This window comes from Frischella japonica, assembly GCF_014489845.1.
Classification (GTDB): Bacteria; Pseudomonadota; Gammaproteobacteria; order Enterobacterales; family Orbaceae; genus Frischella; species Frischella japonica.
On the sequence record NZ_JABURY010000013.1, the window covers coordinates 24,133 to 40,980 of the forward strand.

At 33.4% G+C, this 16,848-nt stretch carries 20 protein-coding genes and 1 tRNA gene; 17 read left to right on the forward strand and 4 right to left on the reverse strand.

The window, feature by feature from the left end; all coding sequences use genetic code 11:
- The gene (gene lolB / locus FcAc13_RS05530; RefSeq protein ID WP_187755215.1) at positions 1-624 is read right to left on the reverse strand and encodes a lipoprotein insertase outer membrane protein LolB; all 624 of its coding nucleotides are present in this window, start codon (positions 622-624) and stop codon (positions 1-3) included.
- A gap of 343 nt (positions 625-967) precedes the next feature.
- On the opposite strand from lolB, the gene hemA reads away from it, so the two are divergent.
- From hemA to kdsA, 4 genes are all read left to right on the forward strand, one after another.
- Positions 968-2,260: a glutamyl-tRNA reductase gene (gene hemA, locus FcAc13_RS05535; RefSeq protein ID WP_187755216.1), complete on the forward strand. Its 1,293-nt coding sequence runs from the start codon at positions 968-970 to the stop codon at positions 2,258-2,260.
- Positions 2,261-2,343: 83 nt separating this feature from the next.
- Positions 2,344-3,426, forward strand: a complete 1,083-nt coding sequence (gene prfA / locus FcAc13_RS05540; RefSeq protein ID WP_187755217.1) for a peptide chain release factor 1 — start codon at positions 2,344-2,346, stop codon at positions 3,424-3,426.
- Complete coding sequence (prmC, locus tag FcAc13_RS05545; RefSeq protein WP_187755218.1) at positions 3,426-4,262, forward strand: peptide chain release factor N(5)-glutamine methyltransferase; 837 nt, start codon at positions 3,426-3,428, stop codon at positions 4,260-4,262. Before prfA ends, prmC begins: the two co-directional genes overlap by 1 nt.
- A gap of 27 nt (positions 4,263-4,289) precedes the next feature.
- Entirely contained in the window at positions 4,290-5,144 is an 855-nt protein-coding gene (gene kdsA, locus FcAc13_RS05550) for a 3-deoxy-8-phosphooctulonate synthase (protein ID WP_187755219.1), read from the forward strand.
- Between the two features lie 81 nt (positions 5,145-5,225).
- On the opposite strand, the gene rraB is transcribed toward kdsA, so the two are convergent.
- Positions 5,226-5,618, reverse strand: a complete 393-nt coding sequence (gene rraB / locus FcAc13_RS05555) for a ribonuclease E inhibitor RraB (RefSeq protein WP_187755220.1) — start codon at positions 5,616-5,618, stop codon at positions 5,226-5,228.
- Between the two features lie 89 nt (positions 5,619-5,707).
- Between rraB and rnm the strand changes: the two genes are divergently transcribed.
- The 8 genes from rnm to FcAc13_RS05595 all read left to right on the forward strand — a co-directional run bounded on the left by rnm (position 5,708) and on the right by FcAc13_RS05595 (position 11,133).
- Complete coding sequence (gene rnm / locus FcAc13_RS05560; protein WP_187755221.1) at positions 5,708-6,565, forward strand: RNase RNM; 858 nt, start codon at positions 5,708-5,710, stop codon at positions 6,563-6,565.
- Between the two features lie 34 nt (positions 6,566-6,599).
- Positions 6,600-7,220, forward strand: coding sequence for an L-threonylcarbamoyladenylate synthase (locus FcAc13_RS05565; RefSeq protein ID WP_187755222.1), 621 nt, complete (start codon positions 6,600-6,602; stop codon positions 7,218-7,220).
- A gap of 32 nt (positions 7,221-7,252) precedes the next feature.
- Positions 7,253-7,951, forward strand: coding sequence for a DUF3592 domain-containing protein (locus tag FcAc13_RS05570; protein WP_220679838.1), 699 nt, complete (start codon positions 7,253-7,255; stop codon positions 7,949-7,951).
- 40 nt (positions 7,952-7,991) lie between these two features.
- Complete coding sequence (gene rluB / locus FcAc13_RS05575; protein WP_187755224.1) at positions 7,992-8,834, forward strand: 23S rRNA pseudouridine(2605) synthase RluB; 843 nt, start codon at positions 7,992-7,994, stop codon at positions 8,832-8,834.
- Positions 8,835-8,993: 159 nt separating this feature from the next.
- A tRNA-Arg gene (locus tag FcAc13_RS05580) sits at positions 8,994-9,070 on the forward strand.
- Between the two features lie 165 nt (positions 9,071-9,235).
- On the forward strand, positions 9,236-9,385 hold the full coding sequence (locus tag FcAc13_RS12385; RefSeq protein WP_187755225.1) for an integrase arm-type DNA-binding domain-containing protein: 150 nt from the start codon (positions 9,236-9,238) through the stop codon (positions 9,383-9,385).
- A gap of 650 nt (positions 9,386-10,035) precedes the next feature.
- Positions 10,036-10,284: a hypothetical protein gene (locus tag FcAc13_RS05590; protein WP_187755226.1), complete on the forward strand. Its 249-nt coding sequence runs from the start codon at positions 10,036-10,038 to the stop codon at positions 10,282-10,284.
- A 219-nt stretch (positions 10,285-10,503) separates the two neighbouring features.
- Positions 10,504-11,133, forward strand: coding sequence for a DUF7424 family protein (locus tag FcAc13_RS05595; RefSeq protein ID WP_187755227.1), 630 nt, complete (start codon positions 10,504-10,506; stop codon positions 11,131-11,133).
- Positions 11,134-11,677: 544 nt separating this feature from the next.
- Here the strand turns inward: FcAc13_RS05595 and FcAc13_RS05600 are convergent.
- Positions 11,678-11,881, reverse strand: a complete 204-nt coding sequence (locus FcAc13_RS05600; RefSeq protein WP_187755228.1) for an NINE protein — start codon at positions 11,879-11,881, stop codon at positions 11,678-11,680.
- A gap of 492 nt (positions 11,882-12,373) precedes the next feature.
- Here FcAc13_RS05600 and FcAc13_RS05605 point away from each other — a divergent pair, with 492 nt between their 5' ends.
- Positions 12,374-13,183, forward strand: a complete 810-nt coding sequence (locus FcAc13_RS05605) for a DUF421 domain-containing protein (protein ID WP_187755229.1) — start codon at positions 12,374-12,376, stop codon at positions 13,181-13,183.
- Between the two features lie 46 nt (positions 13,184-13,229).
- Here the strand turns inward: FcAc13_RS05605 and FcAc13_RS05610 are convergent, their stop codons facing one another.
- Positions 13,230-13,502: a DksA/TraR family C4-type zinc finger protein gene (locus FcAc13_RS05610; protein ID WP_187755230.1), complete on the reverse strand. Its 273-nt coding sequence runs from the start codon at positions 13,500-13,502 to the stop codon at positions 13,230-13,232.
- A gap of 221 nt (positions 13,503-13,723) precedes the next feature.
- Here FcAc13_RS05610 and msrA point away from each other — a divergent pair, with 221 nt between their 5' ends.
- The 4 genes from msrA (at position 13,724) to phrB (ending at position 16,784) form a co-directional block, all read left to right on the forward strand.
- Entirely contained in the window at positions 13,724-14,257 is a 534-nt protein-coding gene (gene msrA / locus FcAc13_RS05615; RefSeq protein WP_187755231.1) for a peptide-methionine (S)-S-oxide reductase MsrA, read from the forward strand.
- Positions 14,258-14,274: 17 nt separating this feature from the next.
- Complete coding sequence (locus FcAc13_RS05620; RefSeq protein ID WP_187755232.1) at positions 14,275-14,793, forward strand: cytochrome b; 519 nt, start codon at positions 14,275-14,277, stop codon at positions 14,791-14,793.
- A gap of 78 nt (positions 14,794-14,871) precedes the next feature.
- Positions 14,872-15,318, forward strand: a complete 447-nt coding sequence (msrB, locus tag FcAc13_RS05625) for a peptide-methionine (R)-S-oxide reductase MsrB (RefSeq protein ID WP_187755233.1) — start codon at positions 14,872-14,874, stop codon at positions 15,316-15,318.
- 35 nt (positions 15,319-15,353) lie between these two features.
- Positions 15,354-16,784, forward strand: a complete 1,431-nt coding sequence (phrB, locus tag FcAc13_RS05630) for a deoxyribodipyrimidine photo-lyase (RefSeq protein WP_187755234.1) — start codon at positions 15,354-15,356, stop codon at positions 16,782-16,784.
- Positions 16,785-16,848 lie beyond the last annotated feature (64 nt).

A 16,848-nucleotide genomic window follows, 5' to 3' on the forward strand; every position in this document is an offset into this window, starting at 1 on the left:
TTAAAGAATTTTCCAATTATTAATTGATAGACGTAACTCAGAACGACCACTATTTAAAAAGATAGTCGATGGTAAATCAATGGTATTGCTATGAAATTTAACATCGGTATATTTACGATATGTTACAGTCCAAATTTTATCAGTTTGTTTAAATTGCGTTTGACTTAATTTTCCTGAATCATCAATTTTATCATCGTTATTATTCGCATATCCGATCAACCAATCGGTCATGTTACGTAAGGGGATATTCATCCCAGTCAAATCTTCAACTAAACTTTCAACATTTTTATTACGATATTTTTCCCCATTTTTATCTGTTAATACCGCTTCAAAAGGATTAACGCTAAGCGAAAAGATTGAGGTTCCAATAGGTGAGGTTAACTTCAATTGATATTCATTTTTTGCTAATTGTTTAATATAAAAGCGCCCATAGTAACGTGATTTTGTATCAAAATATGCCAAGCTTCCTGAAGCTTGAAATGCGGTAAGTTGTTTTAATTCTTGTTGATGTTGCGGCCAATCTAATATTGGATTTGAAGATATGTTACTCTGATTTAGACTACACGCATTTATTAATAATGCTATCAAAATAATACATAATCGATAAATTGATTTTTTTACCATAGATACTCTTCATTTCAATAAGCTGATAACACAATAATTGTTATTATAGCTAATACTTCACATTAATGGAAATACGTTTACTTTAAATGCAATTCATTAACCTTTACTAAAAAATAATGTATAATCATGGTAATTTTAATATATCTACTGTCAGATTGTATGATCTAACAAACTGTTAATGGTTGATACATTTTGTTGATCATCACGTATAGTATTCTATTTAATAATAATTAAGCTATAACGATAAGAGGGATATCCTATTATTTTAAATCCAACTTAAGTCATCACAATAAAAATAGAATAATTATCGCAATGAGTGTTTTAGAACAGATTTAAATACGCAATGTCTATAGCAATTTTAGGTATTAATCATAAAACAGCGCCCGTTACAATAAGAGAAAAAATAACTTTTTCTCCCGATGTTATTGATAAAGCGTTGTATAGCTTAAAACAGCATCCATTAATTGAAGGATGTGTAATTTTAGCTACCTGTAACCGTACTGAAATTTATATAAGCTACCAACAACAATCAGATTGGGTTCGTGTAAAATATTCAGTTGAACAATGGTTAAGTCAATATCATCGGCTTGATCTGACTTTATATGCCAATAGTCTTTATTGCTATACTGATAAGCAAGCAATTGAGCATCTTATCAAAGTTGCCAGTGGTATTGATTCTATGATCATTGGCGAATCACAAATTTTAGGGCAGGTAAAGCAAGCTTATGCTAATGCTGATCAATTTCACTGTTTATCGGGTGAATTAACTAAGTTATTTCAACGCACCTTTCATATAGCCAAACGTATTCGTACCGAAACCCGTATCGGTTCGAGTTCGGCTTCTGTTGCATTTTCGGCTTGTCAAATTGCTAAGCAATTATTTACTAATCCGGCTAAGCTAAATGTTATGTTAGTTGGCGCTGGGGAAACTATAGAATTAATCGCCCGATATCTTAAACCTCATGGCTTTAAAAAAATTATTGTTGCTAATCGTACCCGAGAAAAAGCATTGAAACTTGCTAATTTATTGGATGCTGAAATTATCGCTTTATCAGATATTCCATTCAGATTAAAAGAAGCAGATATTGTGATAAGTTCAACCGCCAGCCCTTTGCCTATTATCGGTAAAGGGATGGTTGAAAGTTCAATGGCTTTACGTAAACAGTTTCGGCATAACAGCCATGATAATGCTATGTTATTTATTGATTTAGCTGTTCCTCGTGATGTTGAAGGAGAAATTAGTTGTTTGCCTTATGTACATCTTTACACGATTGATGATCTCCAACAAATTGTCCAAACAAATTTGGAACAACGTATGATGGCAGCTAAAGAAGCTGAACAGATCATTTATGAAGAAACAGAAATCTTTATGCAATGGTTACGCTCAAGAAATGCTGTTGCCTTAATTAAACAATATCGTTCTCAGGCCGAAATCATTAAATCCGAATTGACAATTAAAGCTATTAATGCAATTAAAGAGGGGCGGGATATTGATGAAATTATGGCTAAATTTTCCCATCAATTAACTAATCGTTTAATACATGCACCTACCCAATCATTGCTTCAGGCTGCCAGCCAAAATTGTCACAATTGTTTAGAAGTATTAAGTCACGGACTAGGGCTTAAAGAACATTAGCAATGTTTAACTTGCCTTTCTTTTACAATTATATACACTCATGCAGAATAAAATTTTAACCGTTAATTAGGTATTATGTTTATATGAAACCGTCAATCATTGCAAAACTTGAAACACTACAAGAACGTTTTGAAGAAGTACAAGCACTTTTATCTGATCCCAGTGTAATAGCTGATCAAGAACGTTTTCGTGCTTTATCAAAAGAATATGCTCAGTTAACCGACGTTGTTAATTGCTTTACTCAATGGAAACAAGCTCAAGAAGATATTGAAACGGCTCAAATGATGTTATCAGATCCAGAAATGGGCGAAATGGCTCAGGATGAGTTGGCTCAAGCTAAAGAAAAAGTTGATCATTTAGAAACTCAATTGCAATTACTACTGTTACCAAAAGATCCCAATGATGAATATAACTGTTTTCTTGAAATTCGTGCCGGCACCGGAGGAGATGAAGCAGCTATTTTTGCGGGTGATCTAGCTAGAATGTATACTCGATATGCGGAGACAAAACGTTGGCGTGTCGAAATACTCAGTTCAAGTGATGGTGAACATGGTGGATACAAAGAAGTGATTATGCTTGTTAGTGGTGACAATGTATACGGTAATTTAAAATTCGAATCAGGTGGTCATCGCGTACAACGTGTACCTGAAACAGAGTCACAAGGCCGTATTCATACTTCAGCCTGTACGGTGGCTATTTTACCGGAAGTGCCTGAAGCAGATTTACCTGAAATTAATCCTGCTGACTTGCGAATTGATACTTACCGTTCATCGGGTGCTGGTGGTCAGCATGTTAACACTACTGATTCTGCTATTCGTATAACACATATACCAACGGGTATTGTCGTTGAATGTCAGGATGAACGTTCTCAACATAAAAACAAAGCCAAAGCAATGTCCGTGCTTGCAGCAAGAATTCAAGATGCAGAAAGGCAAAGGCGTCAACAAGAAGAGGCGTCTACGCGTCGTAATCTTTTGGGATCAGGAGATCGTTCAGATCGTATTCGCACCTATAATTATCCCCAAGGCCGAGTCACTGATCATCGTATCAATTTAACAATTTATCGCTTAGATGAAGTTATGCAAGGTAAATTAGAAATGCTAATTGATCCTATCGTTCAAGAATATCAGGCAGATCAATTAGCGACACTTTCGGAACAAGAATAATGACCTATTTAGAATGGCTTAAACAGGCATCTTCAACACTTAAAGAGAGTGAAAGTCCAAAGCGTGATGCAGAAATTCTTTTGGGTTTTGTTACCAACAAATCTCGAACTTTTTTGATGGCCTTTAGTGAAACAGAATTAACACAATCACAATTAGACTCACTAAATACTTGTTTAAAACGTCGGCAAACCGGTGAACCTATTGCCTACATAACAGGAGTCAAAGAATTCTGGTCATTAAAATTTCAAGTATCACCGTCAACATTAATCCCTAGACCTGATACTGAAAAATTAGTAGAAATTGCTTTAGAATATCTCCCTAAAGTACCCTGTGAAGTGTTGGATTTAGGTACTGGAACTGGGGCGATTACTATTGCTATGGCTACAGAACGACAAGATTGCCTATTTACTGCGATAGAGAAAAATGAACAAGCATTAATACTAGCACAAGGTAATGCTAAATATAACGGCGTGAACAATGCTTATTTTTTACAAGGTAATTGGTATAAACCGATTAAAGGTCGGAAATTTTCGATGATTGTGAGTAATCCGCCATATATTGATTCAACCGATATACATCTCTCACAGGGTGATGTAAGATTTGAACCAAGAAGTGCTTTGGTGGCTGATGATGAAGGGTTAGCCGATATTAAAGTAATTGTTGCGGGAGCAACTAAACATCTTAATCAATATGGTTGGCTCTTGATTGAACATGGTTGGAAACAAGGTGAAGCAGTTAGAACAATTTTCAAACAAAATGGTTTTCAATTAGTGGAAACCCATATCGATTATAGTGGTAATGATAGAGTAACAGTTGGTCGCTGGTTTAAACCATAATAATGAATTAAATATATAGGAACAAATATGAAACAAAAGATTGTTAAAATTGATAATATCCCAGTTGCAAATGATTTACCATTTGTTCTTTTTGGTGGTATGAATGTGCTTGAATCGCGTGACTTAGCCATGAAAATTTGCGAACATTATGTGACAGTTACCCAAAAATTAAACATTCCATATGTTTTTAAGGCATCTTTTGACAAAGCCAATCGATCCTCTATTCATTCTTATCGAGGACCTGGTTTTGATGAGGGAATGAAAATTTTTCAAGAGTTAAAACAACAGTTTGGGGTAAAAATTATTACTGATGTTCACACGGAACAACAATGCCAACCAGTGGCTGATGTCGTTGATGTTATTCAATTACCAGCATTTTTGGCTCGTCAAACTGATTTAGTTGTGGCCATGGCGAAAACGGGCGCTGTAATAAATGTAAAAAAACCACAATTTGTTAGCCCTGGTCAAATGGGTAATATTGTTGAAAAATTTGAAGAAGCTGGTAATGATCAAATTATACTTTGTGATCGTGGTAGCTGTTTTGGTTATGATAATTTAGTAGTCGATATGCTTGGCTTCAACATCATGAAAAAAGTCAGCAAAGGTTCGCCTGTTATTTTCGATGTCACTCATGCTTTACAGTGCCGAGATCCAATGGGCGCGGCATCAGGTGGACGTCGTGGTCAGGTAACAGAATTAGCGCGTGCAGGTATGGCTGTTGGTATTGCTGGATTATTTCTTGAATCACACCCAGATCCGGCTAACGCTAAATGTGACGGACCTTCAGCATTACCACTTGCTAAATTAGAACCTTTTTTAAAACAGATGAAAGCAATTGATGAGTTAATTAAAAATTTTGCAGAGCTTGATACAGAAAATTAATTAACAGTCGCTGAATAAAATTACAAAAAAGCGGAAATTAACATTATCCGCTTTTATTATATTGTTCTAATAGATCATTAATTAATGAAAAGTACTTTCGTCTTCTATCATGTCATCCTCATCTTCACCATCTTCGAAATAGGTTCCCCAACCATCATAGGTCACATTATATTGACAAATTAAATTAATGATCTGTTCTATTTGGCTATTGATTAGGCTGGCATCAAGCGGAATCTCTGAGATTATATCGCAACATATTATCGGTTGATTATCCTCATCTTCCATTTCTTCTGGATCTGTTACTTCATAACCCAATTTAAAGGCTTCTACTGCTACTTTTTCTAATGTGTCAAAATCAATTGATGAAATATGATGTTCAATTAAATACAATGCATCTGGATCGCTGCCGTCAGAAAGTAGTTCTTCAATAATTGAATCTGTCTCTTTTTGTGCTAAAGCAATTTCTGTTTTCATAATTTACCTGTTTAGTAATAAATACTTTGTGTGGTATATTACACGTTTCTAATGTAAAGAATAACCTTTTTATCGATAAAGTAGGATTAATGACCTTAATTAACGCGATTGGAGCGTTACAATATGATCTTCATTGTCATTCTAAGGCATCTGATGGCATATTAACCCCATCTCAAGTTGTCCAAAGAGCGGTTAATAATCAAGTCGATGTTTTGGCGATTACTGATCATGACACCATCAACGGCTTAAATGAAGCGCACCAATATATTCAAGCGAATTGTTTACCAATTAAATTAATTAATGGAGTAGAGATATCAACATTATGGAAAAATACTGAAATACATATTGTTGGATTAAATATTGATATTAATAATCCACAACTAAATTCATTATTGGCGTCTCAAGCGCAATGTCGAATCGACCGAGCGTTACAAATTAGTCATAAGCTTAAAAAAGTCAGCATAGATCATGCTTATGAAAATGCGTTAATATATGCACAAGGTGATATTGTTTCCCGTGCTCATTTTGCCCGTTTCTTAGTGGATAAAGGTTACGTTAAGGATATAAAACGCGCATTTAAAAAATATCTAGGAAAGTCAGGTTATGCTTATGTATCCCCGAAATGGACGACGATAGAAGGGGCGATTAAAATTATTCATCAAGCAAATGGTCAAGCTGTTTTAGCTCATCCATCAAGGTATGATTTTACGGTAACTAAAATGCAAACATTAATCAATTACTTCAAAGAAAATGGCGGTGATGGTATGGAAGTTTCACAAAGTCGGCAAACATTAGAGGATCTTAAACTATTAGCACATTTTGCAAATAAGTTTGGTTTATTTGCTTCTCAAGGCTCTGATTTTCACGATCTTAATAATTATTTAGATCTTGGAAAAACACAGCCATTACCATCTAATGTCAAACCAATATGGCATAATTGGTCTTAATAACATTGTAATTTTATAATGAGTAATATTCGCTATGGCACAAATGTTTTATATTCATCCAGATAATCCCCAAAAACGGTTACTTGAACAAGTTGTTTATATATTAAATAATCATGGGGTTATTGCATTTCCAACTGACTCTGGTTATTCATTAGGTTGTACATTAGATAATAAAAATGGTGTTGATAGAATATGTAAGATCAGGGAGTTGGAAAAAAACCATCATTTCACCTTAATGTGTCGTGATTTATCAGAATTATCCTCATATGCTTATGTTGATAATTCAACTTTTCGATTACTTAAAAATAATACACCCGGTCAGTATGTTTTTATTCTAGCAGCTAATAAAGAAGTACCTAGACGATTAATGAATGAAAAACGTAAAACCATTGGTTTACGTATTCCTGATAATAAAATTGATCTAGCGTTATTAGGATTATTAAATCAACCATTAATGACGACAAGTTTAATTTTACCCCATGACGATTTTGCTCAATCCGACCCCGAAGAGATTGACAATAATATAGGACATCAACTTGAAGCAATTATTCATGGTGGTTATATAGGCCAACAACCAACAACCATTATTGATTTAACACATGATTATCCAGAAATTATCCGAGCAGGCAGTGGTGATGTAACTCCATTTATCTAAGAATAATAAAAAATTAAGTGAGAAAAATAATAATGATTAAAAGGGTAATGTTAAGTTTATTAATAATAAGTAGTCTACTATTAATTATCACAGTTTTTTTATTTATTAAACAACTTGCTTTTATTAATCATTCTGATCAGGCACAGGGTATTGTTATTAATTTTCGGATCAGTTATTTGGAGGATGGTAGAGGAAATAAAAATCGCTATTATCATCCAATCGTAAAATACATTAATAAAGACGGTCTAGCGGCTTATTTTCTTTCAGATATAGGGCATAGAACACCCCAATATGAATTAGGCGAACCGGTTGATGTGCTTTATACGATAAATCATGCTGAAATTAATAGTTTTAAATCCCATTGGTCATTAGTGATTTTACTAGGCATATTGGGCATTATTCCTTTCTTGATTACTATAGGATTTTTTTGTTATATTTACTTGAGAAATAAGCAAAAAAATTGGCTAATTGATAACGGAAAATATCTTGAAACTTCGATATTATCCATCGAAACAACTTCATTTTTAAATTTTGTCGGTCATTCTTATGTCATTTATAGTGAATGGGTAGATGAAATGCAGCCAGATGTTGTCCATATATTTAGAAGTGAAAATATAAAATTTAATCCAGAATTTTATATTAAGGATAATAAAACCATTAATGTCTATGTTGATATCCAAAAGCCACGACGTTATTACATGGATATTCAATTTTTACCAAAAGTTTATTAAGCAACGAACATGATACCTGTGAAGGTAGCAAGAGGAGATTATGAAAAGTATCAAAGACAAAACAGAAAAGTTACAAAAAGTTTTAGCAAATTTGGGACACGGTTCACGTCGGGAAGTCGAAGGTTTAATTCAAGCAGGAAAAATTAGTGTCAATGGACAATTAGCCAAATTAGGTGATCGTATTGATGTCCAAACACAACCTAAAATCCGAATAAATGGACACCTAATTTCAACCAGAATGAAAGAACAAGATATTTGTCGAGTCCTTATTTATTATAAACCAGAAGGTGAGATCTGTTCCCGTCATGATCCTGAAGGGCGAGCAACAGTTTTTACAAATTTGCCAAGATTAAAAAATGCCCGTTGGATTAATATTGGTCGCTTAGATATTAATACCTCTGGATTATTATTATTTACTACTGATGGTGAATTGGCTAACCGCCTTATGCATCCTCGTAATGAGATTGAACGTGAATATGCAGTTCGTGTGTTTGGACAAGTAAATGATGAGCAAATCAATCAACTTAGAAAAGGTGTACAGTTAGAGGATGGTCCTGCCGCATTTAAATCTATTCAATCTCAAGGGGGAGAAAATGCCAATCAATGGTTCAATGTGGTGATAACCGAAGGACGTAATCGGGAAGTTCGCCGTATGTGGGATGCTGTTGGAGTAAAAGTGAGTCGTCTTATGCGGATCCGTTATGGCAATATTATTTTACCTAAAAGATTACCACGTGGTGGATGGACAGAACTTAATATTAATGATGTTAACTATTTACGTGAAAAGGTTGGATTAGCAGCTGAAGAAAAAAGCTTTTTAACACCAGAACAACGTAAAAACAAATATAAACGTATTAAAGCAAAACGACCAATCAAAAGTTAGAGTTGAATTAATCTAAATTTGGCTATTAAAATTTACTAATAGCCTTGTTAACATTTAGATTGATGATATTTTAATACAATAGCAAGGAAAACGTTAAAATTTATTGACTGAATAAATATGCCTTATATAATACCTAACGCAAGAGTCAATCCAAACTAAGTCTCCTTAGCTCAGCTGGATAGAGCAACGGCCTTCTAAGCCGTAGGTCACAGGTTCGAATCCTGTAGGGGACGCCATTCCATCAACGACTCAATACGACTCAATACGATTAAAGCCTTATTTAACCTGATGTTTTAATGTTTTCAATGCGACCGAATACGATTCTATACGATTGACAACGACAATCTATTAACGGTATATTTACGGTATATTTTAATACCGCAACAAAAAATACCGTAATAATGCTAACTATAAAAGCCATCGATTCAGCAAAACCCAAAGATAAGCCCTATAAGTTACCAGATTTTGAAAGCTTATATTTGTATATTACGCCATCAGGGACTAAGTCATGGCGATACGATTATCAGTTCAACGGTAAAAGACGCCATTAAAACATAAAATAATCAATTAGTTATGCCGGCAAAGTTTAAGCTTTGGTTATTTTTATTACTATTTTGTGACCAAATTGTGACTGCATTAGGAAGTTGACTTAAATAATCAGCATTCAAATGAGCGTATCCTTTCACTATTTCAAGTGTGTCCCAGCCCTAACTTTTTAGGAATAAATAGAGGTGTTCTGCTTTGAACATGCCAGTTCACCAATATGTGCAGTAAATCATGAAAATGAAAATCTGAATCAAATTTAACATGACGGTAACAGCAAGCGATTTAGCTAATACGGCTGGCGCAGTGGAAAATATTTTAGGGGATCAACTTAGGGACACAAATGCTCAATAGATGCTGTGAGGTAAGAGAATGATTAGTAATTTATTTAATCTCGGGGAACTAGTTAATATCTGTCTTGCCGGTTTAATAGCGGTTGTTTGCACTTGTAGAGCTGTAGAGCTCTTCGTCAAGTTCGCCAACTAATTTTTTAAAAGATGGTAGTTTCGTTAGTGATCATAATATTATCAACCCTGTTTGCATTACGTTTAATGGGGTTATGTCTGATATGTATATTAAGCTTGATTCAACTGTTTCTTAGATCGTTGAATCAACACAGGCGATAGGGAGTGTTACCAGTTAATTTTCTAGCAACTAGATGGTGTATCAACTGCAAAAAATAAATGAGATTGCTAACAAGATAAATGATAAATTGAATAAAATTGATAGTGCTGTAAACTCTGCCTATAATGTTGTTGATTTATTTGGCAACCAAAGTGGCGGAATAGCTGAGCAATTCGTTATAGCGATGGATACATTAGTTAATTGCAGGCAATTAGCAACAATAGAAACTCGATTTAAATCATATAACAATATTATGATCTCTTTTTTACCACTTTTTGATTAACGGCAAAGGAAGTCCGCGTTGTTCAGACTGTATTATGCACTGATTTAACTAAGTACATGAAAAATCCATCAAGTTCAACCCCGACAGCTAGCAATGTTGACAAAGGTGTTCAGTCAAGTGGAAACGTGAGAGATTTATATAAACAATCAACACTTAGCGGTGTTTTTGAATGGATTATAAAATAATTAACGAAATTGAATATAATAAAAGGGGTGAAAAGTGAAAAAACTGATATTAATAGCAGTGGCATTTGTATTATTTGGTTGTAAAGTGGATTTGTCAACAGATGTAAATTATAGCGATGTTGTTAGTGATGAGCCTAAAACAATTGATGCTAATTTAATAGTAGAAGTTATGAGTTGTAGTGATTATCAAGATTCACGTAAAGAATCTGAAACATTGATAGAAGCTAAGAAAATGGTGCTATCAATATTTGACGAAGCTAAATATATTGAGTGTTATCGTGAAAAAATGAATTCAAAAGCACTATTTAAGATTTCAATAACAGTAGGAGGAAAAGATAAAACTGGAGATATTCAAATATCTGCTCCAGATAAAACAACTGTTTTAGTTCAAGTATCTGATCAGTTTGTAAACATGGTTAACTTATCTAAAAGTAAATCGATTATTAATATTAAGCCTAATTTATCATTTAGCATTAAGAATGATATAAATAAAGAAATAGACTTTTCAATCTATGGGGCATTTATTAATGGTGATGGTTATTCTTATGCATTAGCATCTATCCCACCAGAGTCAGCACCAAATATAAAACTTTCAAATGCAAGTATTGATCATTTATTCAAAGCTAAATTTGCAATAGTTGGCGCTTTTAAACCTAGAGATTAATGCGAATTACATTTATAACACAACCCGCTTTGGCGGGTTTTTTATTACTTAAAATAAGGTAAAACAGTGTTAAAAATACAAGACATATTAAATGATCCAATTTAAATACGTTTAATCTTATTTCAAGAAACAAAAATCAATCTCCAATTAAATTTTTTGAATTATCTGGCATATGGATCATGAATGTAAATTATAAAAAAATCAATAAACGGCATTAAATTATCACTTGGCACACTACAAATTAGTCTGCAATTTAACATTTGATTTTGCTGTTGCTGGTGACGATGGATTAGCCCCATATCACATTGATGATTTTTTAAATGCTCGTTATCACCACTACATTATTAAGCTTAATGATATGGAGAGAATAGGAGGCGAACCTGTGGAGGTTTAAATGAAATTCTATCGTGGATTAGTGAAACTTACCTCATTAAAATTTAATGAGGTATGGTGTTAAATAGCATTTTAATATGAATTATATCAAAACACACCCTATAAGGCAGGTATTCCCCTATAATAACTCGATGTGACTAAAATTATTTTACTAGTTATATTTACTTTTATAAATTGCATTGGCATAGTCAACCATACGGCTAGTTAAAAAAACATCCAGTAACCATCCGATTCCAAATAGACCACAGGTAAGAAACCAAATTATCCCAGTAATCCATTTACCACAATACATACGATGAACACCTAGAAACCCTAAAAAAAACCATAATATATATGCTAAACTTTTATCTTTCATCTTTATTCTCAATTTTACAAATTAACGATTTTTATAAAAACAACAATAATCATTTAAAAAAAATTTTAACAGTTATAAACACAAACTAATAAATAAGAAAAATAAAGTAGTAATGTATAAACTAATTTGTGGATCACAATACCCATTTTCAATTTTACAAAAATACTCTTTTTCCAAACCTATTAAAAAGAAATCTGAAACTTATCACTTTTAAAGTGGGGGTATATTACGATAGTTTACATGGATTATCAATATTCAAGTATATGTGTTTATTTATTTCAATCAAATTGCATTCTACATTATGCTCAACTTTTAGAAACAAATTCAGTGAACTTGGTTTAAAATTATTTCTTACTACTATTATAAAATTTGTTCTCAAACCAGCTAAAATTTCAAACTCAATCTCGCTGGTAATTTACCTGTATTATATTGATTTTTAATGATATTCTAATAATACAATGACTTAACTTGTTAATTATTTGGAGATTGGTTATGTATTTAGTTGAAATGGCACCGAAATTTTTATTAGCATTAGTAATTTTACTTATTTATGTAAAATTATCAGGGAAAAGCCAGATAGCTCCCATGTCTCAATTGGATCAAGTAGGGAGTATGGTCATCGGTGCATTAGTTGGGGGAGCATTATTGAGTCCATCGGTCTCTGCTGTCGATGCAGCTTGTTTAGTTATAATTTGGGGGGGATTATTAGTTTTAATACGTTACATAAAATCTAAAAATTCTAAACTTCGTGATGCAATAGATGGTAAACCGATTCAATTAGTGAAAAGTGGCCATTTAATTTCTGCTAACTTTCTTAAAGCCAATTTACCGGTAAGAGATTTCGAAACACTCGTTAACGTTCAAGGGATTTGTTCTTTTAATCAACTAAAAGAGGTCTGGTATGAACTAAACGGTTCTTTAACCATCATAAAAAAAGGCGATAAAGATATAGCCGTTTTATTGATTGAAGAAAGTGCAATTAGTCAGGGAAATCTTGAACAGTTACATAAAAATGAAGCGTGGCTAACTGCACAAATCAAAGAACAGGGTTATAATGATATTAGTGAAATTTTTTGTGCCGAATGGTTTGATAATAAATTATTTATTTATCCAAATGATGGTGTTGTAGTACAAGCTCCAAAACAAGAGAAACAAGAGAAACAAGAGAAACAAGAGAAACAAGAGAAACAAGAGAAACAAGAGAATCTTACTGAAAAATCTACTGACAAACCAGTAAAAAAAACGACTACCAAAAAAACGGTTAAACCAAAAACGACTAAAAAAGCACAGCCAACCGAATAACATTAAGCAATAGGTGGATAAATTTTATCCACCTTTATTTTATTGTTTAGCGCAATTGGCTATCCTTACATCCTCGACGATTATAAAGTTGTAAAGATTTTTCCTGCAATTTATCAAATTGATTTTGACAATCAATACAGTATTGCACTCCTTTAATGGCACGTCTCCTTGCTTGAGGAATGGGTTCTTGACATTCCAAGCAGAATTTTGCACTAAGTTTAGCTTGATTTAAGTGTCGTCTGGCATTTTCAATTGCATCAGAAATAGTACTTTCGATTTGTTGATTAACGGCATCTTCAGATGCCCAGCCTACCGCCATAATAAAAACCTCCTTAGCATATTAATTATAGCTAATATTGGGTTTAATTCGATAAATATCAATAAGTTACACTTATTTTATTAATAACCTTCTCTTGTAGTTATCATAAATAATGATATGATAAAATTAGTTAACTAATTAAATTAGTTTGTTTTTTGTGTTTATTTTCTTGAAAAAAAGTTATTTTAGATAATACCATACATCAAAACGAGGAGTGTGTGATGAAACAGTTTGAATTAGCGACTTTTGCTGGCGGATGCTTTTGGTGTATGGTAAAACCTTTTGATCAATATGAAGGCGTCGAAAAAGTGGTATCGGGTTATACAGGTGGAACTCTAGAAAATCCTACATATCAGGAAGTTTGTCATGGCGGAACAGGGCATACCGAAGCAGTACAAATCACTTTTGATCCACAAAAAATCACCTACAAACAGTTATTAGATATTTTTTGGCAACAAATCGATCCAACTGATAGCAACGGTCAATTTGCTGATCGTGGTGATTCTTATCGACCTGTTATTTTTTATCACAATGAATATCAATTACAACAGGCACAAGACTCCAAAGCAGCCTTACAAGCAAGTCATCGATTTGCTCACCCGATTAAAGTCGCCATTGAACCGGCAAAAAAATTCTATCCAGCTGAAGATTACCATCAAGATTTTTATCGTAAACAACCAAATCATTATCAACGTTATCATAAAATGTCTGGTCGAGCTGATTTTATCATTAAACATTGGCATGATAACAAATAACAGAAAGAGAGATCATAATGCAAAATTTTCCACACTATACTACTCAACAAAAATGGAACCATTGGCTTACAGCATTATTAATATTTGCTGTTATCATATTACCCATGTTTAAGATTAGTTTAAGCCATTGGTTAGGAGGAATGACTAATGTTTATATGCTACATAAATCATTAGGCACATTAGTATTATTTTTTACTTTTTGGCGCATATTCTTCATTATAAAACAAGGTGTACCCAATACTTTACCTAAAACAAAAAAATTACAACGTGCTCTCGCTAAATCTGTACAAGGGTGTATTTATTTATTATTAATATTGTTGCCACTGTCGGGTTATTTAATGAGTAGTAGATCACTTAATTTTTTCAATTTTATCAACATACCAGCCATGCCGTTACCGAATTATGGCTACGTTTTTTTTCATTCCGTCCATATTTATGGATCTTATCTATTAATGGTCCTGATTTTGATGCATATTCTTGCTGCGATTTATCATCATTGGTGGATTAAAGATAATGTAGTTAGGTCTATGGTATAAACGTTTAAAAAATTTTTTATATTAGCGAAAACATTGCTAATAATTTTTATGAGTAAGCAATATCAAAAGGGGTGTAGTATGAATAATGTAAGTAAAAAACAGGCCATTTTAGCCTTAAATGCGATGCAACGTTATGTGACGCAACAAAATGGTACTGAACCCCCATTTGACAATGAATTCTATCATCACAAAGCTGAAGGAATTTATGTTGATATTGTTTCTGGCGAACCGTTATTTTCTTCATTAGATAAGTTTGACTCAAGGTGTGGTTGGCCAAGTTTCACTAAACCGATTGAACCTAATAATGTTATTGAAAAACAAGATAATAGTTATGGTATGCAGCGAACCGAGGTGCGTTCGGCTAATGCCGATTCCCATCTAGGTCACGTTTTCCCTGATGGGCCAAAAACATTGGGAGGATTACGTTACTGCATTAATTCTGCAGCATTGCGTTTTATTCCAAAAATGGATTTAGAAAAAGAAGGTTATGGGCAATATTTAAAACTTTTTGAAAAAACAAAATAGATTTACTTCAGCAATCCAAAATTCAGGAACATAAAATGGCAGTCCATTTAATTTGGTTTCGCAATGATCTGCGCATTCAAGATAACTTAGCACTCTATCATGCTTGTAAAGATGATAGTGCTCAGGTAATAGCGATATATATTGCTACGCCAAAACAATGGCGACAGCATAATATGTCGCCTCGACAATGTCATTTTATTTATCAACATTTACAACAACTGCATATTTCACTTAATAAATTGAATATTTCTCTAATATATCAAGAAGTTGATTATTTCAAAGATGCAATATCAACTATTGAACTGTATTGCCAAAAGTATCAAGTAACTGATATTTTCTTTAATCAACAATATGAATGGAATGAACAACAACGTGATCATAAAGTGATTCAGTTGTTGCATAGAAAAAATATACAATGCCATTTTTTCGACGATGCTGTACTAATTTCACCAAATCATATTGTTACCGCTAATGGAAGTATGTATCGCGTTTTTACGCCATTCCAAAGGCGTTATCATCAATATTTTCTCCAAAATGCGCTAAAGATAGTCGATCAACCAAATCTACGCCATCAACAGCAATTACCATTACAACAATCTGAGTTAATCAGGCCGTTTAATTATCCATTGGAAGCGAATCATTTTTTCCCTGTTGGTGAAACACAAGCATTACAACTCTTAGATAAGTTTTGTCGTGAGGATGTTGAGGATTATTTAAATTTACGTGATTTGCCAGCCATTAATGGTACCAGTCAGTTATCCGCTTATCTAACTATTGGTATATTGTCACCAAGGCAATGTCTTGCCAAACTGCAATCAGAGCATCCTCGATTTTTGGATTTTAGTCGATCTGGTGCTTATGGATGGTTTTGTCAATTAGTCTGGCGAGAATTCTATTATCATTTATTAGCGCGTTATCCTAAATTATCAAAAAATTTACCTTTTATAGATTGGACTAAGTATATCGTCTGGCGCAATAACCAATCTGATTTTATTGCATGGCAAAATGGTCTAACTGGCTATCCTATCGTTGATGCTGCTATGCGTCAATTGAAACAAACGGGATGGATGCATAATCGACTACGTTTAATTACAGCTAGTTTTTTAGTGAAAGATTTATTGATTGATTGGCGATGGGGAGAAACTTATTTTATGTCGCAATTAATTGATGGTAATTTGGCTGCCAATAATGGTGGGTGGCAGTGGTCTGCATCAACTGGTACTGATGCAGCTCCTTATTTCCGGATTTTTAATCCTACAACTCAAGGGCAACGATTTGATCCTAAGGGTAAATTTATTCGTCAATATCTTCCTGAATTAGCTCAAGTTCCTGATAAATATATACATCAACCACATGTATGGGCTAAACAACAACAAATAAAGTTAGATTATCCAACACCGATCATAACGCATTCTCAAGCCAGGTTAAACACGTTAAATGCATATAATGATGCAAAATCACGTTGACAATGTATAAGCTCATTCGCACTTATTGGCACAATAGCCAAAGTGGTGATAAAATTAGTTGCCT

Bases quoted from the DNA above. Each gene is read 5' to 3' on its own strand.
- rnm (WP_187755221.1), top strand. From the start codon at position 5,708: ATGACCTTAATTAACGCGATTGGAGCGTTACAATATGATCTTCATTGT.
- FcAc13_RS05610 (WP_187755230.1), bottom strand. From the start codon at position 13,502: ATGGCGGTAGGCTGGGCATCTGAAGATGCCGTTAATCAACAAATCGAA.
- lolB (WP_187755215.1), bottom strand. From the start codon at position 624: ATGGTAAAAAAATCAATTTATCGATTATGTATTATTTTGATAGCATTA.
- FcAc13_RS05570 (WP_220679838.1), top strand. From the start codon at position 7,253: ATGATTAAAAGGGTAATGTTAAGTTTATTAATAATAAGTAGTCTACTA.
- FcAc13_RS05565 (WP_187755222.1), top strand. From the start codon at position 6,600: ATGGCACAAATGTTTTATATTCATCCAGATAATCCCCAAAAACGGTTA.
- prmC (WP_187755218.1), top strand. From the start codon at position 3,426: ATGACCTATTTAGAATGGCTTAAACAGGCATCTTCAACACTTAAAGAG.
- hemA (WP_187755216.1), top strand. From the start codon at position 968: ATGTCTATAGCAATTTTAGGTATTAATCATAAAACAGCGCCCGTTACA.
- FcAc13_RS05590 (WP_187755226.1), top strand. From the start codon at position 10,036: ATGGTGTATCAACTGCAAAAAATAAATGAGATTGCTAACAAGATAAAT.
- rluB (WP_187755224.1), top strand. From the start codon at position 7,992: ATGAAAAGTATCAAAGACAAAACAGAAAAGTTACAAAAAGTTTTAGCA.
- FcAc13_RS12385 (WP_187755225.1), top strand. From the start codon at position 9,236: ATGCTAACTATAAAAGCCATCGATTCAGCAAAACCCAAAGATAAGCCC.
- FcAc13_RS05620 (WP_187755232.1), top strand. From the start codon at position 14,275: ATGCAAAATTTTCCACACTATACTACTCAACAAAAATGGAACCATTGG.
- phrB (WP_187755234.1), top strand. From the start codon at position 15,354: ATGGCAGTCCATTTAATTTGGTTTCGCAATGATCTGCGCATTCAAGAT.
- FcAc13_RS05600 (WP_187755228.1), bottom strand. From the start codon at position 11,881: ATGAAAGATAAAAGTTTAGCATATATATTATGGTTTTTTTTAGGGTTT.
- prfA (WP_187755217.1), top strand. From the start codon at position 2,344: ATGAAACCGTCAATCATTGCAAAACTTGAAACACTACAAGAACGTTTT.
- msrA (WP_187755231.1), top strand. From the start codon at position 13,724: ATGAAACAGTTTGAATTAGCGACTTTTGCTGGCGGATGCTTTTGGTGT.
- msrB (WP_187755233.1), top strand. From the start codon at position 14,872: ATGAATAATGTAAGTAAAAAACAGGCCATTTTAGCCTTAAATGCGATG.
- rraB (WP_187755220.1), bottom strand. From the start codon at position 5,618: ATGAAAACAGAAATTGCTTTAGCACAAAAAGAGACAGATTCAATTATT.
- FcAc13_RS05605 (WP_187755229.1), top strand. From the start codon at position 12,374: ATGTATTTAGTTGAAATGGCACCGAAATTTTTATTAGCATTAGTAATT.
- kdsA (WP_187755219.1), top strand. From the start codon at position 4,290: ATGAAACAAAAGATTGTTAAAATTGATAATATCCCAGTTGCAAATGAT.